The organism is Dietzia sp. 2505 (assembly GCF_040546785.1).
GTDB lineage: Bacteria > Actinomycetota > Actinomycetes > Mycobacteriales > Mycobacteriaceae > Dietzia.
In genome coordinates this window covers 332,626-358,479 of the sequence record NZ_JBEPON010000002.1, presented here as the reverse complement: position 1 = coordinate 358,479, position 25,854 = coordinate 332,626, and the positions used below count along the sequence as shown (strand labels likewise).

Below are 25,854 nucleotides of genomic sequence, written 5' to 3'. Positions count from 1 at the left end.
CGCTGGCGGTGTGTCGTGCGGTCCGGTTTCTGACACAATGGCAGCCATCATGGTTGAGCCACTACCCCTCGTCTTCGACGCCCCCCGCCGGGGCCTTCCGCCTCGTCACTTCGCCGACCTCAACGCAGAGGGCCGGGCTGTGGCGATGAGCGAACTCGGGGTCCCCGCGTTCCGGGGGAAGCAGCTCGCCAACCAGTACTTCGGACGGCTCGAGGCCGACCCCGCGGAGATGACGGACCTCCCGGTCGGTCTGCGTGACCAGATCGGTTCCGAGCTGTTCCCGCGCCTGGCCTCCTCGGTCCGGCACATCTCCGCCGACGGGGGCACCACGCGCAAGACCCTGTGGAAGCTGCACGACGGCTCACTGGTGGAGAGCGTGCTCATGCGCTACCCGGACCGGGCGACGCTGTGTATCTCCAGTCAGGCCGGATGCGGCATGGCCTGTCCGTTCTGCGCCACCGGCCAGGCCGGGCTCGACCGCAACCTCTCGGCCGCCGAGATTCTCGAACAGGTGCGGGAGGCCGCCCGGGCGATGCGGGACGGTGAGGTCCCCGGTGGCCCGGGCCGACTGTCCAACGTGGTGTTCATGGGGATGGGTGAGCCGCTCGCCAACTACAAGCGGGTCCTCACGGCCGTCCGGGGGATCGTCTCGCCGCCGCCGTCCGGCTTCGGGTTGTCCCAGCGGTCGGTCACGGTCTCGACGGTCGGAGTCGTCCCCGCGATCCATCGCCTCGCGGAGGAGGGACTCCAGGTGACCCTGGCGGTCTCGCTGCACACCCCTGACGACGAACTGCGTGACACCCTCGTGCCGGTCAACAACCGGTGGCCGGTCTCCGAGGTGATGGACGCGGCCCGGCACTACGCCGATGCCACGGGCCGGCGGGTGTCGATCGAGTACGCGCTGATCCGCGATGTGAACGACCAGACGTGGCGCGGGGAGATGCTCGGTCGGCTGCTCGTGCAGCGCCTCGGGCCCATGGCCCACGTCAACCTGATCCCTCTCAACCCGACTCCCGGCAGCGAATGGGACGCCAGCCCGAAGCCCCAGCAGGACGCGTTCGTCGCCGCGGTCCAGCAGTCCGGCGTCTCCTGCACGGTCCGGGACACCCGTGGGCAGGAGATCGCGGCCGCCTGCGGACAGCTCGCCGCCGAAGGCTGAGCTGCGACGAGGCCGCCGCCCGCGGAATCCGGGGGCGGCGGCCTTCGTCGTGCAGGGGCTCTCAGCGCTTGGCGGGAGCCGTCGCGACCGCGCCGGTCGCCGCAGCGCCGAACACCGAGTAGTGATCGGCGGGGACCTCGTAGACCCTGGCCTTCTTGAGGCTGTCGTCCTTCTTCGGTCGCAGCGACAGGAACATCCACACGGCGAGGAACACGGCGATGGCGACCACCCAGATGTCCTCGACCCTGCCCACGTGGTTGCCGAACAGCATGGCGAGGAGGAACAACACGAAGAAGCCGCCCACGACGAGGCCGACCTTCCTGCTGTGCTGGTGCCAGCCCCACTGGACCGAGGGCTCGTCGAGGGTGCTGATGCCCCCCACGACGATTTCCTTGCTGGTGTGGTGCCCGTCCGCGCTCATGCTCCCCGGTTCTCCTCACGGCTCGCTGGCAGCCCTGCGGGCCGCCGACATCCCGCTCAGTCTGGCACACGCCCGGCCGGGGCCGACGGGTAACCCGCCGGTGTCAGGCCCCCGACGCGTCACGCGATGCGGCACCCGGGCCTCCGGACGTGGACAATGACGGTGTGACCACGCGCGTTCTCATCCTCGGAAGCACCGGCTCGATCGGTACCCAGGCACTGGAGGTGACCTCCGAGGCCGGCCCCGGCCGGTTCGAGGTCGTGGGCCTGGCCGCGGGCGGCGGTCGGATGGACCTGCTCGGTGAGCAGATCGCCGCGACGGGAGCCGGCTACGTCGCCGTCTCGGATCCCGCCGGCGCCGCGCGGATCCGATCGGAGTTCCCCGAGGCGACCGTCTTCGACGGGCCGGGTGGTGCGGCCGAGTTGGTCGGGGCGGTGGAGGCGGACGTCGTCCTCAACGGCATCGACGGCTCGATCGGTCTCGGTCCCACCCTGGCCGCGCTGGCGACCGGCGCCCGGCTGGCGTTGGCCAACAAGGAGTCCCTCGTCGCCGGTGGTGCGCTGGTGACCGGCGCCGCCGCCCCGGGGCAGCTGGTGCCCGTGGACTCCGAGCACTCGGCCATGGCGCAGTGCCTGCGATCGGGCACCGCGGACGAGGTCGCCGGCCTCGTCCTTACCGCGTCCGGAGGTCCGTTCCGGGGCCGGACGCGCGCGCAGCTGGCGGACGTCACCGCGGAGCAGGCGTTGCGGCATCCCACGTGGGCGATGGGTCGGATGATCACACTCAACTCGGCCACCCTGGTCAACAAGGCGCTCGAGCTCATCGAGGCTCATCTGTTGTTCGGGGTGCCCTACGACAGGATCGAGGTGACCGTCCACCCCCAGTCGGTGGTCCATTCAGCCGTGACCTTCGTCGACGGTGCCACCATCGCCAAGGCCTCTCCTCCGTCGATGAAGCTGCCCATCGCACTGGCCCTGGGCTGGCCGGACCGGATCCCCGGGGCCACGACCCCTCTGGACTTCTCCCGGTCCCACACCTGGACGTTCGAACCCGTGGACGAGCAGACGTTCCCGGCGATCTCCGTGGCCCGTGCGGCGGGATCGGCCGGAGGGCTGCGCACGGCGGTGTTCAACGCCGCGAACGAGGAGGCCGCACCGGCCTTCCTCGACGGGAGGATCGGCTTCACCGAGATCGTCGACGTGGTGGCCGAGACGGTCGCCGCGGCGGACGAGTGGTCGTCCGATCCGCGCGACCTCGACGACGTGACGGCGGCGGAGTCGTGGGCACGGCGCCATGCCGCCGCGCTCGTCTCGGGCCGGGAGGGCTGAGTCGTGATGGTGCTCGGGATCGTGCTCTTCGCACTCGGGATCATGGTGTCGATCGTGCTCCACGAGTACGGGCACATGCGGGTGGCGCAGTGGTCGGGCATGAAGGTCCGTCGGTTCTTCGTCGGCTTCGGTCCGACACTGTGGTCCGTGCGCCGCGGCGGGATCGAGTACGGACTCAAGGCGGTCCCACTGGGTGGGTTCTGCGATATCGCGGGGATGACCGCGTACGACGAGCTGGCCCCGGAGGACGAACCCAGGGCCATGTGGCGTCAGGCGTGGTGGAAGCGCGTGGCGGTGCTGTTGGCCGGCCCGGCCATGAACATCGTCCTGGCGATAGCACTCTTCTACACGGTCGCGCTGGGCTGGGGGCTGGTCAACCGCGATGTCCAACCGATCCCGACCGACCGCGTCGCGGCGGTGGTGGGCGACACCTGCGCGGGGGCGGACCGGTGTGGAGTCGGTGTGGGCCCGGCTGGTGAGGCCGGCATCCTGGCCGGCGACCGGATCACCTCCGTCGACGGCCAGCCGGTCGGCAGCTGGGCCGATCTGTCCGAGGTGGTCTCCGCGCGTCCCGGCCAGACCGTCCCCGTCACGCTCGACCGGGCAGGGGAGACCGTGACGACGACGGCGAGCCTGACCTCGTCCTCCGTCGGGGGTCAGGAGAGGGGCGCGCTGGGGGTGCAACTGTCCGAGGACGGCATCCCCCCGGAGATCCTCGACGATCCCGCCTATCAGACGGTCAACACCTACGACGCGCTCGGTGCGGTCCCGGCGACCTTCGTGTTCACCGGGGAGATGATCGAGGCCACGATCCAGGGGCTCATCTCGTTCCCGTCCAAGATCCCGGCGGTGGCGGCGTCGATCTTCGGCGCCGAACGGGCCGATGACTCTCCGGTCTCCGTGGTGGGCGCGAGCCATATCGGTGGCCAGGCCGCCGAGGCGGGTGCCTGGTGGCTGTTCCTGCTCTTCCTCGCCGGGCTGAACCTGTTCCTCGGCGCGTTCAACCTGGTCCCGCTCACCCCGTTCGACGGCGGCCACATCGCGGTGGTGTTCTACGAGAAGATCCGCGACGCGTTGCGACGGCTCCGTGGCCTGGCTCCGGGTGGGCCGGCCGACTACGAGAAGCTCGCGCCGGTCACCATCGGGGTGTTCGTCCTGCTGATGGGCGTGTCCGCGATCGTCATCACCGCGGACTTCGTCAACCCCATACTGCTGACGGGATGAGCGTGCGGACTCCCGATCTCGCCCCCGCGCCCCGGAACGCGGATAATGGCGGACGGGATCCGCGAGCACCCGGCTGGCGACCCCTACGGAAGGCCCTGTTGTGAACGACTCCTCCTCCATCCCCGTCGGACTGGGTATGCCAGACGGTCCGCCGCCGGTCCTCGCACCGCGCCGGAAGACGCGGCAGCTGTTCGTGGGCCAGGTCGGTGTGGGCAGCGATCATCCGGTGTCGGTCCAGTCCATGACCACCACCAAGACCCACGACGTCAACGCCACGCTCCAACAGATCGCCGAACTCACGGCGTCGGGCTGCGACATCGTCCGCGTGGCGTGCCCCCGCCAGGAGGACGCCGACGCGCTGTCGACCATCGCCCGCAAGTCGCCGATCCCCGTCATCGCGGACATCCACTTCCAGCCGAAGTACATCTTCGCCGCGATCGACGCCGGGTGCGCGGCGGTGCGCGTCAACCCCGGCAACATCAAGGAGTTCGACGGACGGGTCGCCGAGGTCGCCAAGGCGGCCGGTGCGGCGGGGATCCCCATCCGGATCGGTGTCAACGCCGGGTCCCTCGATCCGCGTCTGCTCGCCAAGTACGGCAAGGCCACCCCGGAGGCGCTGGTGGAATCCGCGCTGTGGGAGGCCTCGCTGTTCGAGGAACACGGCTTCGGCGACATCAAGATCTCGGTCAAGCACAACGACCCCGTGATCATGGTGGAGGCCTACCGTCAGCTCGCGTCGAAGAGCGACTACCCCCTTCACCTCGGGGTCACCGAGGCCGGGCCCGCGTTCCAGGGCACCATCAAGTCCGCGGTCGCGTTCGGCGCCCTGCTGTCGGAGGGGATCGGCGACACCATCCGGGTCTCGCTCTCCGCGCCGCCGGTGGAGGAGATCAAGGTCGGCACGCAGATCCTGCAGTCGCTCAACCTGCGTCCGCGCAAGCTCGAGATCGTCTCCTGCCCGTCGTGTGGTCGTGCCCAGGTCGACGTTTACAAGCTCGCCGACGAGGTCACCGCCGGCCTCGAGGGGATGAGCGTCCCCCTGCGTGTGGCGGTCATGGGGTGCGTGGTCAATGGCCCCGGCGAGGCGCGTGAGGCCGACCTCGGCGTGGCCTCGGGCAACGGCAAGGGGCAGATCTTCGTCAAGGGCGAGGTCATCAAGACCGTGCCGGAGGCGATGATCGTCGAGACCCTGATCGAGGAGGCCATGCGGATCGCGGAGGAGATGGGCGAACCCGTCGGTGAGGCCGCACCGGGGCAGGGCCCCCAGGTCAAGGTCACGCGATAGGCCGATGACCGATACGGCTGCGCCGGAGGCAGCGACCGGCGGGTGCCGCGGGGTGGGCCCCGGGGAGGCCCGAGCGCTGCTCGGCGTCCTCGAATCCGACCCCCTGGTCTCGTGTCCCGCGGCGGAGAAGTTCGCCGCGTCCGGCGCGGTCCCCGGGCCGGAGGGGCGGTTCCTCACGCTGGGGGGCCCCGAGAGGTCGCTGGTGTTCGTGGGGAGTTCGGTGCTGCCGCTCCGTGGTGACGCGCACGATCACCACGAGCTCGGTCACGCCGTGGCGGGGCTGGGGTTCGGCCCCATGTCCGTCCACGGGCGGAGGGATCAGGTCTCCGCGCTGTGGGGCGCCCTCGGCTCCTGCTGGGGGTCTTCCAGGGAACACCGCGGAGCGCAGCACCTCATGGCTCTGCGTCGACCGGTGGACCGCTCGCTCGTGCTCGACGATATCCGGGCCGCGACCCTCCTCGAGTTCGAGCAGGTGCTCGCCGCCGCGGCGGCGATGTACCGCGAGGAGCTGGGCTCCGATCCGTTCGCCGTGGGGTCGGGGATACCGTTCCGCCGCCGGGTCGCGCGCTCCCTGGCGAGGGGGAGGACCTGGATCGGGGTCGACGACGGCGAGGTGTTCTTCAAGGCCGACGTCGCCGCCGTGTCTCCGTGGTCCGCGCAGATCCAGGGGGTGTGGGTCCGGCCGGGCAGGAGGGGCGCGGGGCTCGGGGCCGGCGGCATCGCCGCCGTGTGCGCAGCACTCCAGGCCGGTCGACTGACACCGTCCCTGGTGGTCAACGAGTCCAACACCGCCGCCCGCTCGGCGTATCGGCGGGTCGGGATGGTCGACGTGGTCGACTACGCGACCGTCCTGATGTGACCTGCCGGGCCACGGTGGCGGCGCCCGGGGACCCGCGGCCGGGGCCGGGTCGGGGCCGGGTCGGCGGCGAGCCCCTGAACGCACCTATCCTTGAGGCCATGACCACCTCAACCCGTCAGCCCCTCGTCCCCGGCGATCCCACCCCGATCCGGACGGTTCCCGAGTCGATCCCGCGGCCGGAGTACGTCTGGCGGGAGGAGGTCGACGAGGCCAACGGGGAGCCGTGGGTGCAGACGCCCGAGGTGATCGAGGCGATGCGCAGGGCGTGCACCATAGCGGCGGACGCCCTCGTCGAGGCGGGGCGCGCCGTCGCACCCGGGGTCACGACCGACGAGATCGACAGGATCGCCCACGAGTACCTGTGCGACCACGGCGCCTACCCGTCGACGCTGGGGTACAAGGCGTTCCCCAAGTCCAGCTGCGTGTCGCTCAACGAGGTGATCTGCCACGGCATCCCCGACACCACGGTCATCCTCGACGGGGACATCGTCAACATCGACGTCACCGCGTACATCGGGGGCGTCCACGGCGACACCAACTCCACGTTCCTGGCGGGCGACGTCGCCGAGGAGAACAGGCTCCTGGTCGAACGGACGCGAGAGGCCATGAACCGCGGGATCAAGGCCATCCGCCCCGGCCGGGAGATCAACGTGATCGGGCGTGTCATCGAGTCCTACGCGCGCAGGTTCGACTACACAGTCGTCCGGGAGTTCACCGGGCACGGGGTGGGGCCCACCTTCCACAACGGCCTGGTGGTGCTCCACTACGACGAGCCCTCACGGACCGAGGTCCTCGAGCCCGGGATGACGCTGACCGTCGAGCCGATGATCTCGCTGGGCGGTCCCGGGTTCGACGTCTGGGATGACGACTGGACCGTCACCACGGCGGACAAGGCGTGGACCGCACAGTTTGAGCACACCGTGCTGGTCACCGACGAGGGCTACGAGGTGTTGACGCTGCCGAGCGGGGGCTGAGTCCGCCCCCCCACCCTGCTCGCGGGGTCGGAGCTTGTCGCCGAGCCCCGCGGGGGGTGGTGGGTCAGAAACCGCGGTCCGGGAAATCCAGTCCGAGGAGGGCGTTCTCGACCACCTCGGCCATCGCAGGGTGGATCCAGTACTGGCGACGCGCGAGCTCGGGGACGGTGATCTCGAACTCCATGGCCTGGATAAGGATCTGGATGAGGGACGGCGCGTGGGCCCCCATGATGTGGGCGCCGAGGAGTAGTCCGGTCGCCCGGTCGGCGATGAGTTTGCAGCACCCGACCGAATCCTCCATGGCCCAGCCGTACGCCACGTCGCCGTAGTCCTGAACCTTGACCGTGATGTCGAATCCGGCCTCCCGGGCCTCTGCCTCGGTCAGTCCGACCGACGCGATCTGCGGCCAGGTGAACACCGCCCAGGGAACGTGTCGGTGGTTGACGGGGTGGAGGTCGTCAGGGCGCCGCAGGTTGTGCCCGACCACCCGCTGCTCGTGGTTGGCGACGTGCTTGAGCTGGTAGGGGGAACTCACGTCGCCGAGTGCCCACACGCCGTCCGCGGTCGTGCGGCCGTACTCGTCGACTCGGACGCGCTCGATGTCCATCTCCACCCCGGCCGCGTCGAGACCGAGCAGGTCGCCGTTGGGGATCCGGCCGGTCGCCACCAGCAGTGCGTCGCCGGAGCAGGTCGACCCGTCCTCGAAGGTGATGTCGACGCCGCGCCGGTCCGCGCCGGTCGCGGTCATCGTGGTGATCTGCTGTCCGAGGCGGACGTCCCATCTCCGCCGGGCCTGGTCGGTGAACCGCTCGGCCAGTTCCCGGTCCACGTGCTTGAGGAGCACGTCCGAGCGGCCGATCACGGTCACCTCGACGCCGAGGGCCGAGAACACATGGGCGAACTCACAGGCGATGAAGCCGGAGCCCTGGATCACCATCGACCTGGGGAGCTCGGGGATCCGCATGACGTCGTCGCTGGTGTAGTAGGCCACACCGGCGTCGGTGACGATCTGGGGGATCGACGGGCGGGCCCCTGCGGCGATCACCACGGAGTCGGCCGTAATGGTCTCCCCGGTCCCCGTGTCGATGGTGCGCGGACCCACGAAGGTCGCGTGACCGTCGTACACGGTGACGTTGTCGCAGCGTGTACGCCGGTAGTCCTCGCCGCTGGAGGAGATGGGATCGATCCGGCGGTCGAACACCCGGGAGACGATGTCGGGCCAGCGGACGCCGTCGAGCGTCGAGTCGATCCCGTACGTGCTCGAGTGCGCCACGGAGACGGCGGTGTCGGCGGCGTAGACGAACATCTTGGTGGGGATGCAGCCCACGTTGAGACACGTCCCGCCGAAGGATCCCTTCTCGCAGATCGCCACGGACTTGTCGGCGAACGACTCGTCGATCAACGAGTTACCGCTGCCGGTGCCGATCACGACGAGGTCGAAATGCCGGGAGGGGGTCTGGGTCATTGTCGTCAGGACTCCTTGATGTGGGGGGCGAGGACCTGGTCCAGCCAGTCGCCGAGGTGCCGGAAGACCACCTCGAGCACGTCCGCGCGGGAGAGGAACACGTCGTGTCGGGCGCCGTCGACGGGGACGTCCGTGACCCGGTCCGAGACCCGGTCGGCGAATCGCTCCATCGAGCGGACATCCAGGATCAGGTCGGTGTCGACGTCGAGCACCCCGCCCGCGCCACGCGCGCCCACGGAGGACGCCGTCGACCTCAGCAGGAGCACGGGCAGCGGAAGGTGGACCCCCGACTGTAGAGCTTTCTGCGCCCGGCGGACGGCCGCCAGCCATCCGGCCCGGACCCCGACCCCGCCCGGGGGTTTGAGTGCGGTGTCGAAGTGGAAGTCCCCGTCGTGATCGATGTGGGTACTCACTACGTACCGGTCCGAGGTCTTGAGGGGCAACCGGTAAAAGGGCCTGGCGGTACCCAGGGTGCGGATGACCGGGTCCAGCAGGGGTCGGGCACGGTCGGGGACGTCGAGCTGGAACCAGGGGGAGTTCAGGACCAGTCCCACAACGGGGTCCATCGAGCCCCGGTCGCGGCGCCGCCCGAGCCACAGCGGCACGACCAGCCCGCCGGTGGAGTGTGCGGCCACGATGACGGGCAGGCCGGGGTGTTCGGCGGCGATCACGTCCAGGGACTGGTCCAGCTCGTCGTCGTACCTCTTCAGGTCGGTGGTGAAGTGCGGCGTCAGGCCGTCCCGCCTGGAGCGTCCACACTTGCGCAGGTCCACGCCGTAGGTGGCGATGCCGCGATCGGCGAGGAACTCGGCGAGATGGGTGTGGAAGAAGTAGTCGGACAGACCGTGGACCACGAGCAGGGCGGCGACGGGCCGCGCGGGTGCGTCCTCGTGCCGCACGAGAGTGGCGGAGATCGGTCCCTCACCGTCCGGATCGGTACCGAGAGGGAGCTCGAGACGGCGGTAGGACGGGCCCAGCAGGTCCGGGGTCCACTGCGCACCGGATCCGGTGGGGGCGACGGCATCGGGGGAGGGCGGAGGCACGACGACCACCCTAGTCCGGTGTGCCGCGGGGGCAGGCCGGTGAGTAGTCTTGGGATCCGGTGGACGCGGGGTCGCCGGACGGTCCCGTGTCGATTCCGATTCGGGTCCACGACCAAATAGCGAGGGTAACCGGTGACTGCAGACCAGGTGGCAAAGCACGGAACGACTGATGTGGCGCTCATCGGCGCGGGCACCATGAGCGCGACGCTCGGGGCTCTGCTGCGTCGCCTCCAGCCCGACTGGCAGATCGAGATATTCGAGCGCCTCGAGGGCCCCGCGCTGGAGTCCTCCGACGCGTGGAACAACGCGGGTACCGGCCATTCCGCCCTCTGCGAGCTCAACTACTCGCCCAAGACCGCCGACGGTGACGTGGACATCACCAAGGCCGTGAGCGTCAACGAGAAGTTCCAGGTCTCCCGGCAGTTCTGGTCCTATGCCGTGGAGAACACGATCCTCGGCGACCCGACGGAGTGGATCCGCCCGGTCCCGCACATGAGCTTCGTGGCGGGCAAGGACGGCCAGGACTACCTGCGGAAGCGGTACGACAAGCTCGCCGGCCACCCCCTGTTTCCCGGGATGGGCCACACCACGGACTTCGGAGAGCTCGAGCGGCTCGTTCCACTCATGGCTCGTGGCCGGTCCGCCGAGCAGCCGTTCGCCCTCAGTCACTTCGAGAACGGCACCGACGTGAACTTCGGCGCACTCACCCGACAGTTCGTCAAGTACCTCACCCGGACGGGCACCGAGGTCCACTACCAGAACCAGGTCAAGGACCTGGAGCGCAACACCGACGGCACCTGGCGGCTCACCGTGGCCAACCGCCACACCGGTGACGAGCGCACGGTCGATGCGAAGTTCGTCTTCGTTGGAGCCGGCGGCGGTGCCCTCCACCTCCTGCAGAAGTCGGGCATCCCGGAGATCAAGGGCATCGGCGGGTTCCCCGTGGGGGGCCAGTGGCTGCGCTGCACCAACCCCGACCTCGTCGACCAGCACCAGGCCAAGGTGTACAGCCAGGCGTCGGTCGGCGCGCCGCCGATGTCGGTGCCGCACCTCGACACCCGCGTCATCGACGGCAAGAAGGGTCTGCTCTTCGGCCCATTCGCCGGCTGGACCCCCAAGTTCCTCAAGATGGGCAGCTTCATGGACCTGCCCTCGAGCATCCGCCCGGGCAATCTGCTGCCCATGGCCAACATCGGGCTCACCGAGATGGGCCTGGTCAAGTACCTCATCACCGAACTCGCCAAGAATCACGGCGCGCGAGTGGAGACCCTCCGGGACTTCGTGCCGTCCGCGCAGGACGGCGAGTGGGAGAAGGTCGTCGCCGGCCAACGTGTCCAGGTGATCAAGCCCAACGGGCGCGGTGGCACCCTCGAGTTCGGTACCGCCGTGGTCAACGCCGCAGACGGCTCGATCGCCGGCCTGCTCGGGGCGTCCCCCGGGGCGTCCACGGCGGTCGACGCGATGGTCGACGTGCTGCAGCGCTGTTTCCCGAGCCGGTTCGCGGACTGGAAGCCCGCGCTCGAGGAGATGATCCCGTCCCTCGGTCGCGACCTGGCCGCGGAACAGGGACTGTTCGCCGAGCAGTTCGAGCGCTCGACCCGCACCCTCAAGCTCGATCAGCGGGCCTGACAGCGGGCCGGACCCCGCCCAATCACCCCCTCATCCCCCGGTCGCCGCGACGCTGCGGCCGGGGGATGACGCGTATCACAGTGCCTCGGGGCCGAGGCGGTCGCGGCCACCGACGGCGGATAGGATCTGCGGCATGATCCGGCCCGTGAACCCGTACCCCGTCGGCTTGGACCTCGAAGGCCGCCGGGTCGTGGTGATCGGCGGCGGATCGGTGGCCCAGCGGCGGATCCCGGTCCTCCTCGAGTCGGGGGCCGTCGTCCACCTGGTGAGTCCGGAGATCACGCCCACGTTGCAGGGACTGGTCGACTCCGGTCGCATCCGGTGGGAGGCCCGTGAGTACCGGTCCGGCGACCTGGAGGGCGCCTGGTACGTGGTGGCGGCCACCAAGGACTCGCTCGTCAACGCCAGGGTCGCCGCCGAGGCCGAGCAGGACCGCACCTTCTGCGTGCGGTCGGACGCCGTCAACTCGGGCACCGCGGTGACGCCCGCCGTCGTCCGCCGCGACGAGATGGTGGTGGCGGTACTCACCGGGGACCGCGCACGGACCGCCGAGGCCCGCGATGTGGTCGCCCGCGCTCTCAGCGACGCCGGCGCCGAGGCGCCGGAGGTCGAGGAGAGGCTGCGGGGGACGGTCGCGCTGGTCGGCGGGGGGCCGGGCGCCGACGATCTCATGACCGTGAGGGGCAGGCGTCTGCTCGCGCGCGCCGACGTCGTGGTGGCCGACCGGCTCGCGCCGCAGCGGCCACTGGGCGAACTGCGCTCGGACGTCGAGATCGTCGATGCCGCCAAGATCCCGTACGGCCGCTCCATGGCCCAGGACGCCATCAACCAGGTCCTCGTGGACCGGGCGAGGGAGGGCAAGTTCGTCGTCCGGCTCAAGGGCGGCGACCCGTTCCTCTACGGGCGCGGTTACGAGGAGGCCCACGCCTGCGCCGAGGCCGGGATCCCCTGCACCGTCGTCCCCGGGGTGTCCAGCGCGCTCAGCGTTCCCGCGCTCGCGGGGATCCCCGTGAGCAACCGAGGCATGACGCACGAGGTCACCATCGTCTCGGGTCACCTCCCGCCGGGACACCCGGGCTCCCTCGTCGACTGGGAGGCCCTGGCCCGGATGCGCGGGACGCTGGTCGTGCTGATGGGCGTCAAGAACTCCCCGGCCATCGCAGACTCGCTCATGGCCGGCGGCCGATCGGAGGACACCCCCGCCGCGATCATCGTGGACGGCAGCCTCGACGGTCAGGTCACCCACCGGTGCACGGTCGGCACTCTGGCCACCACGCTCGCCGACCGCGGGGTCAGGCCGCCTGCGATAGTCGTGGTCGGTGAGGTCGCCGGACTCCCGCAGGTGTTGACCCGGGCCTGAGTCCAGTCTTCAGAGGCCCTGGTCCTGTCCTCAGGGGCCCGCTGTCCCCCTCAGGGTTCGGTCACCATCGTCAGGGTGGAGGGTGAGCTGTGCTCGAGGGTGTGCCCAGCCCGGCGGGCCACCCGCAGGAGCGCCTGCACGTCCGCCATCTCCGCCCGTGAGGTCGCCAGCGTCCTGGCGAGCAGGCCCTTGTGGTGCTTGGAGAAATGGGACACCACCTTGCGGGTGCCGTCCGGGTACTCCGTGACCACGTCGACGGTGACGGCCCCCGGGACCGGCCCCAACTGGTGGTAGCCGCCCGAGCGGAGGTCCACAACGAGGTCGTCGGCCCATCCCGAGGTGGCGTCGGTGAGCGAGGGCTTCCACACCGCGCGGAGCGTTCCCAGGCCGGGCAGTCGCGTCCCCGCGGAGAGTCGGTAGTGGGGGATGGGGTCGGCGGCGGCGAGCAGACCGAACAGCGCTGACCCGATCCACAGCCGGGATTCGGCGCGCGCCCGGGTGGCCCGCGTGAAGGAGGACTGGTCCAGCGCGTCGTAGAGCACCCCGGTGTACCGGCTCAGTGCGGGGGCGGTGGGGGAGCACCACAGGTGTGCGTCGTGCGTCACCTCGTCGGCGAGCGCCTCGCTCAGGCCCAGCACGCGACGTGCACCCGGCGGGTCGTCGACACACATCGCGACCAGGGCCCCGGCCACCGACTCCCGGGTGTCGGAGAGCGCGGGCAGAGACAGCGCGGCCAGATCGAGGGGGTCGCCCGACCCGCCGACGGACTTGGTCTCGGAGGGCGAGAGGAGGATGCGCACCCGGCTGAGGCTACCGTCGCTCCGGTGGCGGCTCCCCGGGCGGCTACGCTTGACCACCGTGATCACGCGTCTGTCCCACCTCTTCCTGCGCACGCTCCGCGACGACCCGGCCGATGCCGAGGTCCTGAGCCACAAACTGCTGGTCCGTGCCGGCTACGTCCGGCGCGTCGCGCCCGGCGTGTACTCGTGGCTGCCGCTCGGCCTGCGCACCCTCCGGCGGATCGAGCAGGTGGTGCGAGAGGAGATGAACGCCTCCGGCGCCCAGGAGATCAGCCTGCCCTCGCTCCTGCCCCGCGAGCCCTACGAGACGACGGGCCGGTGGACCGAGTACGGATCGGCGTTGTTCCGTCTCAAGGACCGCAAGGGCAACGACATGCTCCTCGGCCCCACCCACGAGGAGCTGTTCACACTCACGGTGCAGGGCGAGTACTCCTCGTACAAGGACCTGCCCGTCACCCTCTACCAGATCCAGTCCAAGTACCGGGACGAGGAGCGGCCCCGTGCCGGGATCCTCCGGGGCCGAGAGTTCACCATGAAGGACTCGTACTCCTTCGACCTCGACGACGCCGGTCTCGCACGCTCATACCAGGTGCACCGGGAGACCTACCAGCGCATCTTCGACCGCCTGGGCATCGAGTACGTGATCTGCGCCGCCACCTCGGGAGCGATGGGCGGATCGGCGTCCGAGGAGTTCCTGGCGATCTCCGCGGCGGGGGAGGACACCTTCGTCCGGTCGACGGACGGGGAGTACGCGGCCAACGTCGAGGCCGTGGTGACCCCGGTTCCGCCCGCCCGTCCGCTCGAGGGACTCCCCGATCCCGTCGTCCACGACACCCCCGGGACGCCCACGATCGCGACGCTGGTCGACTGGGCCAACGGAGCGGGCCTCGGACGCCGGGTCACGGCGGCGGACACGCTCAAGAACGTGTTGTTCAAGGTCCGTGAGCCCGGAAAGGACTGGGAACTGCTGGGCGTGGGGCTGCCCGGGGACCGCGAGGTCGACATGAAGCGCGTCGAGGCGGCACTCGAGCCCGCCGAGGTGGTCGCGCTGGGCGAGGACGACTTCACGGCCAACCCGTTCCTCGTCAAGGGCTACATCGGTCCCGGGTCCCTGCTCGCGGGCGGGGTCCGGTACCTGGTGGACCCGAGGGTGGTCGACGGGACAGCCTGGATCACCGGGGCGGACGAGCCGGGCAGACACGTCGTGGACCTGGTCTGTGGCCGCGACTTCACCCCCGACGGCACGATCGAGGCAGCCGAGGTCAGGGAGGGTGACGAGGCCCCCGACGGCCACGGCACGCTCACCCTCGCGCGAGGGATCGAGATCGGCCACATCTTCCAACTCGGCCGCAAGTACACCGACGCCTTCGGATTCGACGTCCTCGGCGAGAACGGGAAGCCCGCCCGGGTGACGATGGGCTCCTACGGAATCGGGGTGTCCCGGCTCGTCGCGGTGTTGGCCGAGCAGTACGCCGACGCCAAGGGCCTGGTGTGGCCGGCGGCCGCGGCTCCTGCCGATGTCCACGTGGTGATAGCCAACAAGGACGAGGCGGCGACCAGCGGAGCCGCGACGCTCGTCGAGGCTCTCGACCGGGCCCGCCTCGAGGTGCTGTTCGACGACCGCAAGGCCTCGCCGGGGGTGAAGTTCAAGGACGCCGAGTTGATCGGCGTCCCGTGGGTCGTCGTCGTGGGTCGGGGATGGTCGGAGGGGACGGTGGAACTCCGCGAGCGCGCCACCGGGGAGATCACCCAGGTGCCGGTGGACGGAGCCGCGGACGAGATCATCCGGCTCATCGGGGCCGGCCGCTAGTCAGTCAGGGCGGGGGAGGGAACCCGGGCAGCGCCTCGAACGGCGCGCCCGGCACCAGCGTCCGCCAGCGCTCGAGTTGAATCGAGGCGGCCGTGAGGGCGTCGAGGCAGAACCTCCGGATCTCGGTCGACCGCGCCGCCGCGATCTCCGTCCGCCACGCCACGCAGCAGTCCGATTCGAGACGGATCGCCAGGAGCACGGGCGAGGTCGGGGTGTCGGGGGTCGTCAGATAGCCGACAGGCGCGGGCGGGGAACCGGGCCACAGGGCCTCCGCGGCATCCCGGCGGGCGCGGTGGGCGGCGAGCTCCCGTCGGACCGCCGCCTGGATACCGCTGTCCGCCCCGGCCAGTACGAGGCCGTAGCCGAAGACGGCGGCGTCCTCGGACGCCAGCCCGGGTGGGGTCGTCATGCGAGCACCACCTCGACCGCCGTCGTGCAGGCCGCCGACACCGCGGCCGCGAGTGCGGCGCGCTCACCTCGAGAGGCCACGGCGACCTCCCCGGCTCGTCGGGCGTCGTCACGCAGTCGCGTGCGGACCTCCCCGATGGGTGGGCAGACGGCGGGCGGGCCCGCCGCGGCCCCGTTCGAGGGTGTCTCCCCGGTATCGGTGGGTCCGATCTCGGCGGAGAGCCGCTCGGCGTGCGTGCGGCGGGCGTCGGCCATCCGGTGGAGACGGGCGACGTCGTCCCCGTGAGAGGCATCCGCGGCGGCGAACTCGCGGGCGTCGCGGGCAGCGGCCGCGGCCAACGGCACCAGGGGGTCCGGCTCGTCGTCGACCAGCGGTAGGGCGCAACCCCCGGCCGCCGCCACTCCGGTGGCGACCGCGGTCATCGCGACGAACCGTCGGCGCGACACGGGGGTGGTGGAGGAAACGGGCACCCCGACATCCTGCCAGGGCCCGTCGGCCGCCGGACCGGGGGCGGTACAGTGATCCGGCCCGTCCGCAATCCGGATCGGCACCCACCAGCAGCGACGCCAGGAGCAACGTGATCGTCCCCGAGCCCGACAGGGCCCATATCCGTAGAGCGGTCGCCGACCGTGGACTCGAACTCGAGGAGATCCGGGAGGATTCACGGGCCGCCGACTGGCACGTGACCGTGGTCGTCGACGGCGACTCCGGTGTCACACTGGACGATCTCGCGAGACTGTCCACCGAGCTCGACGCCGTCGCCGAACAGTGGGGTGGGCCCGAGCGGGCCGTGACGTTCGAGGTGACGAGCCGCGGTGTGGACGCCCCGCTCGAGGCCCCCCGGCACTGGAGGCGGGCGCGAGGTCGCCAGGTCGACGTGAGTTATGTCGACGGTGTCACCGGCCCGGCCCGTGGGCGGATCGGAGACCTCGACGAGGCGACGGGAACCGTACGTCTGGTCTGCAGGTCGGGTCGTGGGATGCGTGTCGACTCGGTACCGTTGGACGACGTGGCACGCGCTGTGATCCGGGTCGAGTTCCGGCCCGCCCCGGAGGACGAACTCGCCCTCCTGTCGGAGCCCGCGAACCCCGGACGTGGCGTGCGAGAAGGAGAAGACAGTTGAACATCGACATGGCGGCGCTGAACATGTTGTCCCAGGAGCGGGAGATCCCCCTGGACGACCTGGTGAGGACCCTGGAGAACGCACTGCTCACCGCGTACAAGCGCACCGATGACGCGCACCGGGTCGCACGGATTCAACTCGACCGGAAGGCCGGGACCGTCGCGGTCATGGCGGCCGAGGTCGACGACGAGGGCAACCGGATCGGCGAGTTCGACGCCACCCCGTCCGATTTCGGCCGGGTGGCCGCGGCGACCGCCAGGCAGATCATCCTGCAACGCCTCCGCGAGGCCGAGACCGAGCGGATCTACGGTGACCTGGTCGCCCGGGAGGGCGAGGTGGTCAGCGGGGTCATCCAATCGGATTCCCGTGCGAACGCGCGGGGGATCGTCGTGGTGCACATCGGGCCCGAGAACGGCGGGACCGAGGGCACCATCGCACCGGCGGAGCAGGTCCCGGGCGAGACCTACCAGCACGGTGACCGCATCAAGTGCCACGTCGTGGGGGTTCACAAGGGGCCACACGGTGCCTCCGTCTCCCTGTCGCGCACCCACCCCGACCTCGTCCGTGGTCTGTTCGCCCTGGAGGTGCCGGAGATCGGTGACGGATCCGTCCGGATCTCGGCGATCGCCCGCGAGGCCGGCCATCGGACCAAGATCGCCGTGGAGACGACGGTGTCGGGCCTCAATGCCAAGGGAGCCTGCATCGGGCCGAACGGCGCCCGGGTCCGGGCGGTGATGGCGGAGCTCAACGGGGAGAAGATCGACATCGTCGACTTCGACGAGGACCCCACGGTGTTCGTCGGTAACGCGCTCTCTCCGGCGAAGGTCATCTCCGTGACCGTCGCGGACGCCGAGACGAGGGCTGCGCGCGTCGTGGTTCCCGATTACCAGCTCTCGCTCGCGATCGGCAAGGAGGGGCAGAACGCCCGCCTGGCCCACCGGCTGACGCAGTGGCGGATCGACATCCACAGCGACGCCGAGTGACGTCCGGCACGGGCGCGGTCCACGCGGTCGGGCGCGCCGTTAGTGTCGATAGTCAACGACCTGTAGACTCGGCTGATGTCACAGTGACTTCACGTCCACCCACTCGCGTGGGAGGGACGGCGAGAAACCGAGGCGGCCTCATGCGGGTGCATCACGACCAGCAGAAGGGCTCGGCCGAGGTGCCGGGTCCGGTAAGGACCTGCGTCGGCTGTCGCCGCCGGGATTCCGATTCCCGGTTACTGCGGATCGTTCACGATCCGCGGGCGTCAGCGCTCTCGCCGGACCCCGACCGGCGAGCGGTCGGGCGGGGAGCCTGGGTGCACCGTGATGAGCGGTGCATCGCGACAGCACTCGACCGCAGGGCCTTCACCAGGTCCCTGCGGGTCGCCGGGAACGTGTCCCAGGATGCGATCTCGGAGGTGCTCGGGACGCTATCGTCGTGAGCACGAGACCACCCGTCGGCCGCATGGGCCGACCGGGGGAGCACAAGAGAAGGAACGGACCAGACACGATGAGCACACCGTGAAGTTCCAGCGATGAACGTCCATCGAATGTAGACCGAGGTCGCGCGGCCAGCCCTGCCGTGAAGACCTCGCAGTGAGGAGAGCAGTGGCAGGCAAGCCCCGGGTACACGAACTGGCAAAAGAGTTCGGTATCACCAGTAAAGAACTTCTGACGAAACTCCGCGATCAGGGAGAGTTCGTCAAATCCGCATCGTCGACCCTCGAGGCCCCGGTGGTCCGGCGTCTCCGTGCGTCGCACGCACCGTCCGACGGTGGGAACGCTTCCGCACCGCCGACCCCCGGCTCCGGTGGACCCGCGGCGCCGAAGCCCGGCGCGGCGCCCACGCCGGCACCGGGCCCCCGACCGGGGGCGGATCCCCGCAAGGCGGCTCCGAAGCCCGCGGCCGATCGGCCCACCCCGGGCGCCAAGCCCGCGGCACCGGCCCCCAGGCCCGCGGCTGATCGGCCCACCCCGGGCGCCAAGCCCGCGGCACCGGCCCCCAAACCGGCGCCAGAGCGTCCGGCCCCGGAGGCCTCTCCCGAGGCCCCGGCCGCGCCTGCGGCCTCCCGCCCGGCGCCCGGCCCGCGTCCCGCGGGCCCGAAGCCGGGTCCGAAGGCCCCACGCGTCGGCAACAACCCGTTCTCGAGCGGCACCACTCCGGCGCCGCGTCCGCAGGGCGGTCCCCGTCCCGGTGGGCAGCGTCCGGCTCCCGGACAGGGCGGTCCCCGTCCGGCTCCCGGCCAGGGTGGTCCCCGTCCGGCTCCCGGGCAGGGCGGTCCCCGTCCGGCACAGCGCCCGGGCGCAGCGGGTCCGGGCGGTCCCCGTCCCAGCCCCGGCCAGATGCCCGGGCAGGTCGCACGTCCCGCCGCGGGCCGCGGTAGGCCGGGAGGCCCCGGTGGTCGTCCGGGTGGCGGAGGCTTCCGTCCCGGTGGCGGCGGCGCCGGTGCACCCGCAGCGGGTGGCGGCGGTTTCCGCGGTCGTCCCGGCGGCGGCGGAGGCAACCGTGGCCGCAGCGGTGCGGCCGGTGCGTTCGGCCGCCCCGGAGGCGCGCCCCGCAGGGGCCGCAAGTCCAAGCGGCAGAAGCGTCAGGAATACGACTCGATGCGGGCCCCCGAGGTCGGCGGCGTCCGGCTCCCCGACGGTCGTGGGCAGGTCCTGCGGCTGGCACAGGGTGCCTCGCTGAGCGATTTCGCGGACAAGATCGACGTCAACCCGTCGCAGCTGGTCCAGGCGCTGTTCAACCTGGGCGAGATGGTGACGGCCACGCAGTCCGTCACCCCGGAGACCCTTCAGCTCCTCGGCGAGGAGATGGGTTTCAAGGTCCAGGTCGTCAGCCCCGAGGACGAGGACCGCGAACTGCTCGACTCGTTCGATCTGTCCTTCGGTGAGGACGAGGGCGGCGAGGACGATCTCGAGATCCGTCCCGCGGTCGTCACCGTCATGGGTCACGTCGACCACGGCAAGACCAGGTTGCTCGACAGCATCCGGTCCGCGAAGGTCGGCGAGGGCGAGGCCGGCGGCATCACCCAGCACATCGGTGCCTACCAGGTCACCGTGCCGGTCGACGACATCGACCGGACGATCACCTTCATCGACACCCCGGGTCACGAGGCGTTCACCGCCATGCGTGCCCGTGGCGCCAAGTCGACGGACATCGCGATCATCGTGGTCGCGGCGGACGACGGCGTGATGCCGCAGACGGTCGAGGCGATCAACCACGCGCAGGCGGCCGACGTGCCGATCGTCGTGGCGGTCAACAAGATCGACAAGGAGGGCGCACAGCCCGACAAGATCCGTGGCCAGATGACCGAGTACGGGCTCGTCCCGGAGGAGTACGGCGGCGACACCATGTTCGTCGACATCTCCGCGAAGCAGGGGCTCAACATCGAGTCGCTCCTCGAGGCGGTCGTCCTCACCGCGGACGCGTCGCTGGACCTGCGGGCCAACCCGGACATGGACGCGCAGGGCGTGGCCATCGAGGCGCACCTCGACCGCGGACGCGGTCCGGTCGCCACGGTGCTCATCCAGCGCGGAACGCTGCGGGTCGGCGACTCGATCGTGGCGGGCGACGCGTACGGCCGGGTTCGTCGCATGGTGGACGAGCACGGGGAGGACGTCGTGGAGGCGACCCCGTCCCGTCCGGTCCAGGTGATCGGCCTGACCAGCGTCTGTGGCGCAGGCGACACCCTGATGGTGGTCGAGGAGGATCGCACCGCACGGCAGATCGCGGACAAGCGAAACGCGCGCAAGCGCAACGCGCTCGCCGCTCGGTCCCGCCGTCGGATCAGCCTCGAGGACCTGGATTCGCATCTCAAGGAGACGAGTCAGCTCAACCTCATCATCAAGGGCGACAACTCCGGTACGGTCGAGGCCCTCGAAGAGGCCCTCATGGGCATCGAGATCGACGACGAGGTGCAGTTGCGTGTAATCGACCGCGGTGTCGGTGCGGTCACCGAGACGAACGTCAACCTGGCGGCCGCATCCGACGCCGTGATCATCGGGTTCAACGTCCGCGCGGAGGGCAAGTCGACTGAGCTGGCCAACCGCGAGGGCGTGGACATCCGGTACTACTCGATCATCTACCAGGCGATCGACGAGATCGAGAGTGCGCTCAAGGGCATGCTCAAGCCGATCTACGAGGAGAAGAAGCTCGGTCAGGCGGAGATCCGCCAGCTGTTCCGCTCCTCCAAGCTCGGCAACATCGCGGGTTGCATGGTCCTCGACGGGATCATCCGACGCAACGCGAAGGCCCGTCTCATCCGCGACGGCAAGGTCGTCGTCGAGGAGATGACCGTCTCCTCGCTGCGGCGCGAGAAGGACGACGCGACCGAGGTCCGCGAGGGCTTCGAGTGTGGTCTGACCGTGACGTACTCCGACATCAAGATCGGCGACGTCATCGAGACCTACGAGCTCGTCGAGAAGCCGCGCGACTGACGTCGACGGCGACACCCGTGGGGGCAGGTTCCGTGGTCTGCGGGCCTGCCCCCGCGGCATTCTGGGTATCGAGCGGCTGCCAGGCGGCCGCACCACGTCAAGGAGGATCGCCATGGCCGGAAAGGGACGGGCCGGACGGCTCGGCAAACGGATCGGGGAGATCGTCGCGACGGCGATCGAGCACGAGATCAAGGATCCGCGTCTCGAGTTCATCACCATCACGGATTCGCGCATCACGGCGGACCTGAGGGTGGCCACCCTCTACTACACGGTCCGGGGGAGGACGCTCGACGAGGAGCCCGACATCGCTGACGCGGGCGAGGCCCTGGCGAACGCACGGGGCCGGCTGCGCACGATGGTGGGTAAGCAGACGGGGGTCAAGTTCACTCCCGAGCTGACCTTCCGGCTGGACTCCGTGCCGGATGCGGCGCGCCAGATGGAGGAGTTGCTCGCCAAGGCCCGCGCTCAGGACGAGGAGGTCCGCCGCGTGGCGGAGGGCGCGCGTCCCGCCGGGGACGAGGACCCCTACCGCAAGGACGACGAGGTGGGGCTACCGGAGGACGACGACCGGTGACCACCCTGGTGGACGCGGGTGGCGCGGCCGAGGTGCTCGCGCGGCACCGTGAGGTGACCGTGCTGTGCCACGTCCGCCCCGACGCCGACGCCCTCGGGAGTTCCGCGGGCCTGGCCCGTGCACTGCGGGCGATCGGCGTCGTCGTCCACCAGTCGTTCGACCCGGGCACGGTCCCGGAGGCGCTCCGGGTGATCCCGGGCACGGAACACGTGGTGCCGATCGGCGAGGTGCCGGAGCACGACGGCCTGGTGGTGACGGTGGACTGTGCCAGCCCGGACCGGGTGGGCGACTGGGGACGGCTGGCCCGCTCGGCGACCGAGGTCCTCGTGGTGGACCATCACCGTTCCAACCCGGGATTCGGGACGCACCTGCTGTTGGATCCCGAGGCCGCCTCCACCGCGACCCTCGTACTCGACGTCCTCGAGGCCGGTCGCTACCCGGTCGACCCGGACCTCGCCACCAGCCTCTACGCCGGTCTCGTCACCGACACCGGGTCCTTCCGGTGGGGTGGGGCGGGTTCGCACGACACGGCCCGCCGACTGCTGGCGGCCGGGGCGGAGTCGAGGGAGCTCGGTTTCGCGCTCCTCGACGCCCACCCGTTCTCCTGGCTGCGGGTGCTGGGGGATCTCCTGCGTACCGCCCGCCTCGACACGGACGCGGCGGGAGGGCGGGGCGCGGTGTGGTTGACGGTCCCGCACGATGTCGTCGCGTCGGTCGGCGAGGCCGACCTCGAGTCACTCGTATCCCACCTGCAGGGGGTCCGGGAGGCGGAGGTGGCGGTCCTCGTCAAGGAGATCCGGCCGGGCGAGTGCGCGGTCTCGCTCCGCTCCCGCGGTGGCGACGCCGTGGACGTCTCGGCCGTGGCGTCGACGCTCGGTGGGGGCGGACACCCGGCGGCGGCCGGGTGCACCGTGAGCGGCGACCTCGGACTCGTCACGGCGAGGCTCAGTGAGCTCCTCGCCTGACCCGGGGCGCCGGTCCACTGCTCCGGACGTCGGAGTGGGTGAGATCGGTCGCCGTCTGTGGTCGATCGCGCTGCCCGTGCTGCCGGTGCTCGCGGCCGAACCGATCTACCTGCTCGTCGACGGGATCGTCGTGGGCCGGCAGGGCCCCGAGGATCTCGCGGCGCTCGGGGTCGGCGCGCTCGTCCTGTTGGTGCTCGGAACCCAGATGAACTTCCTCTCGTACGGCACGACCGCCCGGGCGGCGCGACTCCACGGAGCCGGGCGACGTCCCGAGGCGGTGGCGGAGGGGGTGCAGGCGACCTGGATCGCGCTGTCGGTCGGGGTGGTCGTGGTGGCGGGTGTGCACGCGTCGCTGGGGCCCCTGACGCGCGTGCTGGCCGCGGACGCCGAGGTGGCGGCGGGCGCCGCGGACTGGCTGAGGGTGGCGGTGTGGGGAATCCCCTGCATCCTGGTCGCGTCCGCCGGACACGGGTGGATGCGGGGGGTGCAGCGATTCAGGACGCCTCTGGTCCTGGTGGCCGCGGGGATCGGTGTCTCCACCGTCGGCTGTGTGGTGCTGGTGCCCGGTCTCGGTCCCGCGCCCGCACTGGGTCTGGTGGGGAGCGCCTGGTCCAACCTGGCCGGCCAGATGATCATGGCCGGTGGGTTCCTCGGCGCACTGGTGATGGAGCACCGCGGCTCCCTACGTCCGCGGTGGACCGTGATCGCCGACCAGCTCCGTCTCGGGGTGGACCTGGTCATCCGCACCGCGTCCTTCCAGGTCACCTTCGCCGTGGCCACCACGGCCGCGGCGGCGGCGGGGGTCGACTCGCTCGCCGCGCACCATCTGGCCCAGCAGCTGTGGGCTCTGTACACCCTCGTCCTCGATTCGGTGGCGATCGCGGCGCAGTCGCTCGTCGGTGCGGCGCTGGGAGCCGGGCTGGCAGCCCACGGCCGCGCCCTGGCCCGTGCGGTGGTCGTGTGGTCGGTGGGCCTGGGTGTCGGGGTCGCGGTGGTCACGGTGCTCTTCCGCTCACCGATGTCCACCCTCCTGTCCGGTGACGCCGAGGTCGCGGGCCGACTCGTCGTGGCGTTGACCGGGATGGCGATCGTGGTGGTCCCGGCAGCCCTGGTGTTCGGGCTCGACGGAGTCCTCCTGGGCGCGGGGGACGCCGCGTACCTCCGCACCAGCACGGTGGTCGCGGCGCTCTTCGGCTTCCTCCCGGTTCTCCTGGCGACGAGGCACTTCGGGTGGGGACTCGCCGGCATCTGGTGGGGGATGGGCGTGTTCGTGGCGATGCGCCTCATCGCGGTCGTCGCGCGGGTCCGCGGCGACCGCTGGATGGTCCTGGGCGCGCAGACCCCGGCCCGTCGTGCCTCCGAGGGGGCTCCGGCGTGACGGGCCGACCGAGTCTGCGCGCGGTGTCCGACCTGCACGTCGGCCACCGGGGCAACGCGCACGTCATCGACGACATCCGGCCCGCACATCCGGGGGACTGGCTGATCGTGGCCGGAGACGTCGCGGAGAAGACCGACCACGTGGTCGGCGCGCTGGAACGCCTGGCCGACCGGTTCGAGCGGGTGATCTGGGTGCCGGGGAACCACGAGTTGTGGATCGCCTCCGACGACGACGGGATCACCTCCACCACCAAGTACGACCGCCTGGTGGACGCCTGTCGGTCGATCGGGGTGGACACCCCCGAGGACCCCTACCCGCTGTGGACCGGTCCGGGAGGCCCGGCGTGGGTCGTGCCGATGTTCCTGCTCTACGACTACTCGTGGACCCGCTCACCGGGCCAGTCCCGGGCATCGGCACTCGCGGGGGCGAGGGAGCGACGGGTGGTGGCGTCCGACGAGTTCCTCATCGATACCGCCCCGTACCCGGACGCCGCCTCCTGGTGTTCCGCTCGCCTGGTGGCCACGACCACCAGACTGGCGGCCCTGGACCCGGCGCACCCGACCGTGTTGGTGAACCACTGGCCCCTGCTGCGCGCACCCACGGAGGTCCTGCGGCACCCCGACTTCGCGCTGTGGTGCGGGACCGACCAGACCGCGGACTGGCACCGCCGGTACCGAGCGGTGGCGAGCGTCTACGGGCACCTGCACATCCCGCGCACCACCGTCCACGACTCGGTCCGGTTCGAGGAGGTCTCGCTGGGTTACCCGCGCGAGTGGGCGGCCCGCGGCCGCCCCGACCCACTCACCCGTCAGATCCTCCCCGCCCCCGACCACCCTCAGGTGAGGTGGATCCGGGACCGGGACGGGCTTCCGAGGATCGCCCGGCCCGGCGAGGACGGCCCCGACCTCGAGGAGGAACGGTGATCAGGGACGTACTGCCGGACGACGTGGTGGCCGTGGCGTTCGACGAACTCGGCATGACCGATGCGGCGGCGCTGGCCGCCATGTACCCCGTCGAGGTCGAGCAGATCGGCAGGGCGGTCGAGAGCCGCCGGATCGAGTTCGCCGCGGCGCGGGCCTGTGCGCGCGAGGCGATGAGCCGCCTGGGCGTGCCCCCCGGGCCGATCACCCGGGGTGGCAGGGGGATGCCGGTGTGGCCCCCGGGGGTGGTGGGCACGCTCACCCACACCGGCGGCCTGCGGGCGGCGGCGGTGGCGCCGGCCGAGCGGGTCCGGTCGCTCGGACTCGACGTCGAACCACACGGGCCGCTGTCGGAAGGGGTGCTCGAGGCGGTCTCGTTGCCCGAGGAGGCGGCGTGGGTGCGCGCGGCCCGCGGGGAGGAGGGGTCGGTCCACTGGGACCGGCTGCTGTTCACGGCCAAGGAGGCCACCTACAAGGCGTGGTTCCCCCTCACCCGGAGGTGGCTGGGATTCGCCGACGCCCACATCACCCTCACACCCACGGACGTCGACGGCGCGTCCTCCTCGGGCGTGCTGAGGTCGCGGATCCTCGTCGACCCGCGGGCCGCGGACGGCGGACCCGACCTGGTGGAGCTCCGCGGCCGGTGGGCGGTGCGGGACGGCTACGTCGCCTCGGCGATCGTGCTCCGTCCGGGCCGTGGGGGATAG

At 71.0% G+C, this 25,854-nt stretch carries 24 protein-coding genes; 18 read left to right on the top strand and 6 right to left on the bottom strand.

The genetic code is table 11. The annotated features are described in order from the left end of the window. Window positions 1-49: 49 nt before the first annotated feature. Window positions 50-1,159 carry a dual-specificity RNA methyltransferase RlmN gene (gene rlmN, locus ABIE38_RS05375; protein ID WP_354054365.1) on the top strand — a complete coding sequence of 370 codons (1,110 nt, stop codon included), beginning with the start codon at window positions 50-52 and terminating at the stop codon, window positions 1,157-1,159. 61 nt (window positions 1,160-1,220) lie between these two features. On the opposite strand, the gene ABIE38_RS05370 is transcribed toward rlmN, so the two are convergent. Next, on the bottom strand, window positions 1,221-1,580 hold the full coding sequence (locus ABIE38_RS05370) for a DUF2631 domain-containing protein (protein ID WP_354054364.1): 360 nt from the start codon (window positions 1,578-1,580) through the stop codon (window positions 1,221-1,223). Window positions 1,581-1,744: 164 nt separating this feature from the next. On the opposite strand from ABIE38_RS05370, the gene dxr reads away from it, so the two are divergent. From dxr to map, 5 genes are all read left to right on the top strand, one after another. After that, on the top strand, window positions 1,745-2,908 hold the full coding sequence (dxr, locus tag ABIE38_RS05365; protein ID WP_354054363.1) for a 1-deoxy-D-xylulose-5-phosphate reductoisomerase: 1,164 nt from the start codon (window positions 1,745-1,747) through the stop codon (window positions 2,906-2,908). 6 nt (window positions 2,909-2,914) lie between these two features. After that, on the top strand, window positions 2,915-4,132 hold the full coding sequence (locus tag ABIE38_RS05360) for a M50 family metallopeptidase (protein WP_354054362.1): 1,218 nt from the start codon (window positions 2,915-2,917) through the stop codon (window positions 4,130-4,132). A gap of 136 nt (window positions 4,133-4,268) precedes the next feature. After that, a complete protein-coding gene (ispG, locus tag ABIE38_RS05355; protein WP_354054783.1) occupies window positions 4,269-5,417 on the top strand; it encodes a flavodoxin-dependent (E)-4-hydroxy-3-methylbut-2-enyl-diphosphate synthase in 1,149 nt (382 codons plus the stop codon). A gap of 4 nt (window positions 5,418-5,421) precedes the next feature. After that, the gene (locus ABIE38_RS05350) at window positions 5,422-6,276 is read left to right on the top strand and encodes a GNAT family N-acetyltransferase (protein ID WP_354054361.1); all 855 of its coding nucleotides are present in this window, start codon (window positions 5,422-5,424) and stop codon (window positions 6,274-6,276) included. A 98-nt stretch (window positions 6,277-6,374) separates the two neighbouring features. Then, window positions 6,375-7,250 (top strand): type I methionyl aminopeptidase, encoded by an 876-nt coding sequence (gene map / locus ABIE38_RS05345; RefSeq protein ID WP_354054360.1) that lies wholly within the window; start codon window positions 6,375-6,377, stop codon window positions 7,248-7,250. Window positions 7,251-7,314: 64 nt separating this feature from the next. Here map and mtr read toward each other — a convergent pair whose 3' ends face one another. Both mtr and ABIE38_RS05335 read right to left on the bottom strand, forming a co-directional pair. Beyond that, entirely contained in the window at window positions 7,315-8,715 is a 1,401-nt protein-coding gene (mtr, locus tag ABIE38_RS05340; protein ID WP_354054359.1) for a mycothione reductase, read from the bottom strand. 5 nt (window positions 8,716-8,720) lie between these two features. Continuing rightward, the gene (locus ABIE38_RS05335) at window positions 8,721-9,758 is read right to left on the bottom strand and encodes an alpha/beta hydrolase (protein WP_354054358.1); all 1,038 of its coding nucleotides are present in this window, start codon (window positions 9,756-9,758) and stop codon (window positions 8,721-8,723) included. A 132-nt stretch (window positions 9,759-9,890) separates the two neighbouring features. Here ABIE38_RS05335 and mqo point away from each other — a divergent pair, with 132 nt between their 5' ends. Continuing rightward, entirely contained in the window at window positions 9,891-11,387 is a 1,497-nt protein-coding gene (gene mqo, locus ABIE38_RS05330) for a malate dehydrogenase (quinone) (protein ID WP_354054357.1), read from the top strand. 133 nt (window positions 11,388-11,520) lie between these two features. Next, window positions 11,521-12,747 (top strand): uroporphyrinogen-III C-methyltransferase, encoded by a 1,227-nt coding sequence (gene cobA, locus ABIE38_RS05325; RefSeq protein WP_354054356.1) that lies wholly within the window; start codon window positions 11,521-11,523, stop codon window positions 12,745-12,747. Between the two features lie 50 nt (window positions 12,748-12,797). Here the strand turns inward: cobA and ABIE38_RS05320 are convergent, their stop codons facing one another. Next, window positions 12,798-13,547 carry a YaaA family protein gene (locus ABIE38_RS05320; protein ID WP_354054355.1) on the bottom strand — a complete coding sequence of 250 codons (750 nt, stop codon included), beginning with the start codon at window positions 13,545-13,547 and terminating at the stop codon, window positions 12,798-12,800. A 58-nt stretch (window positions 13,548-13,605) separates the two neighbouring features. On the opposite strand from ABIE38_RS05320, the gene ABIE38_RS05315 reads away from it, so the two are divergent. After that, window positions 13,606-15,357, top strand: coding sequence for a proline--tRNA ligase (locus tag ABIE38_RS05315; protein ID WP_354054354.1), 1,752 nt, complete (start codon window positions 13,606-13,608; stop codon window positions 15,355-15,357). Between the two features lie 4 nt (window positions 15,358-15,361). On the opposite strand, the gene ABIE38_RS05310 is transcribed toward ABIE38_RS05315, so the two are convergent. Beyond that, window positions 15,362-15,766, bottom strand: coding sequence for a DUF4439 domain-containing protein (locus ABIE38_RS05310; protein WP_354054353.1), 405 nt, complete (start codon window positions 15,764-15,766; stop codon window positions 15,362-15,364). After that, entirely contained in the window at window positions 15,763-16,236 is a 474-nt protein-coding gene (locus ABIE38_RS05305) for a ubiquinol-cytochrome c reductase iron-sulfur subunit N-terminal domain-containing protein (protein WP_354054352.1), read from the bottom strand. Before ABIE38_RS05305 ends, ABIE38_RS05310 begins: the two co-directional genes overlap by 4 nt. Window positions 16,237-16,343: 107 nt before the next feature. Here ABIE38_RS05305 and rimP point away from each other — a divergent pair, with 107 nt between their 5' ends. The 9 genes from rimP to ABIE38_RS05260 all read left to right on the top strand — a co-directional run bounded on the left by rimP (window position 16,344) and on the right by ABIE38_RS05260 (window position 25,854). Beyond that, the gene (gene rimP / locus ABIE38_RS05300) at window positions 16,344-16,889 is read left to right on the top strand and encodes a ribosome maturation factor RimP (protein ID WP_354054351.1); all 546 of its coding nucleotides are present in this window, start codon (window positions 16,344-16,346) and stop codon (window positions 16,887-16,889) included. Beyond that, window positions 16,886-17,872, top strand: a complete 987-nt coding sequence (nusA, locus tag ABIE38_RS05295; RefSeq protein ID WP_179525437.1) for a transcription termination factor NusA — start codon at window positions 16,886-16,888, stop codon at window positions 17,870-17,872. Before rimP ends, nusA begins: the two co-directional genes overlap by 4 nt. 140 nt (window positions 17,873-18,012) lie before the next feature. Next, the gene (locus ABIE38_RS05290) at window positions 18,013-18,315 is read left to right on the top strand and encodes a YlxR family protein (RefSeq protein WP_354054350.1); all 303 of its coding nucleotides are present in this window, start codon (window positions 18,013-18,015) and stop codon (window positions 18,313-18,315) included. 166 nt (window positions 18,316-18,481) lie between these two features. Continuing rightward, entirely contained in the window at window positions 18,482-21,310 is a 2,829-nt protein-coding gene (gene infB / locus ABIE38_RS05285; RefSeq protein WP_354054349.1) for a translation initiation factor IF-2, read from the top strand. A 112-nt stretch (window positions 21,311-21,422) separates the two neighbouring features. Next, on the top strand, window positions 21,423-21,884 hold the full coding sequence (gene rbfA, locus ABIE38_RS05280; protein ID WP_354054348.1) for a 30S ribosome-binding factor RbfA: 462 nt from the start codon (window positions 21,423-21,425) through the stop codon (window positions 21,882-21,884). Continuing rightward, window positions 21,881-22,849: a DHH family phosphoesterase gene (locus ABIE38_RS05275; RefSeq protein ID WP_354054347.1), complete on the top strand. Its 969-nt coding sequence runs from the start codon at window positions 21,881-21,883 to the stop codon at window positions 22,847-22,849. Before rbfA ends, ABIE38_RS05275 begins: the two co-directional genes overlap by 4 nt. A 34-nt stretch (window positions 22,850-22,883) precedes the next feature. Further along, on the top strand, window positions 22,884-24,227 hold the full coding sequence (locus ABIE38_RS05270; RefSeq protein ID WP_354054346.1) for an MATE family efflux transporter: 1,344 nt from the start codon (window positions 22,884-22,886) through the stop codon (window positions 24,225-24,227). Continuing rightward, window positions 24,224-25,150 (top strand): metallophosphoesterase family protein, encoded by a 927-nt coding sequence (locus ABIE38_RS05265; protein ID WP_354054345.1) that lies wholly within the window; start codon window positions 24,224-24,226, stop codon window positions 25,148-25,150. Before ABIE38_RS05270 ends, ABIE38_RS05265 begins: the two co-directional genes overlap by 4 nt. After that, entirely contained in the window at window positions 25,147-25,854 is a 708-nt protein-coding gene (locus ABIE38_RS05260) for a 4'-phosphopantetheinyl transferase family protein (RefSeq protein ID WP_354054344.1), read from the top strand. Before ABIE38_RS05265 ends, ABIE38_RS05260 begins: the two co-directional genes overlap by 4 nt.

Coding starts and splice junctions, on each gene's coding strand:
- ABIE38_RS05370 (WP_354054364.1), bottom strand. CDS start 1,580: ATGAGCGCGGACGGGCACCACACCAGCAAGGAAATCGTCGTGGGGGGC.
- mtr (WP_354054359.1), bottom strand. CDS start 8,715: ATGACCCAGACCCCCTCCCGGCATTTCGACCTCGTCGTGATCGGCACC.
- ABIE38_RS05360 (WP_354054362.1), top strand. CDS start 2,915: ATGGTGCTCGGGATCGTGCTCTTCGCACTCGGGATCATGGTGTCGATC.
- ispG (WP_354054783.1), top strand. CDS start 4,269: ATGCCAGACGGTCCGCCGCCGGTCCTCGCACCGCGCCGGAAGACGCGG.
- ABIE38_RS05350 (WP_354054361.1), top strand. CDS start 5,422: ATGACCGATACGGCTGCGCCGGAGGCAGCGACCGGCGGGTGCCGCGGG.
- ABIE38_RS05290 (WP_354054350.1), top strand. CDS start 18,013: ATGCGGGTGCATCACGACCAGCAGAAGGGCTCGGCCGAGGTGCCGGGT.
- rlmN (WP_354054365.1), top strand. CDS start 50: ATGGTTGAGCCACTACCCCTCGTCTTCGACGCCCCCCGCCGGGGCCTT.
- cobA (WP_354054356.1), top strand. CDS start 11,521: ATGATCCGGCCCGTGAACCCGTACCCCGTCGGCTTGGACCTCGAAGGC.
- ABIE38_RS05310 (WP_354054353.1), bottom strand. CDS start 15,766: ATGACGACCCCACCCGGGCTGGCGTCCGAGGACGCCGCCGTCTTCGGC.
- map (WP_354054360.1), top strand. CDS start 6,375: ATGACCACCTCAACCCGTCAGCCCCTCGTCCCCGGCGATCCCACCCCG.
- rbfA (WP_354054348.1), top strand. CDS start 21,423: ATGGCCGGAAAGGGACGGGCCGGACGGCTCGGCAAACGGATCGGGGAG.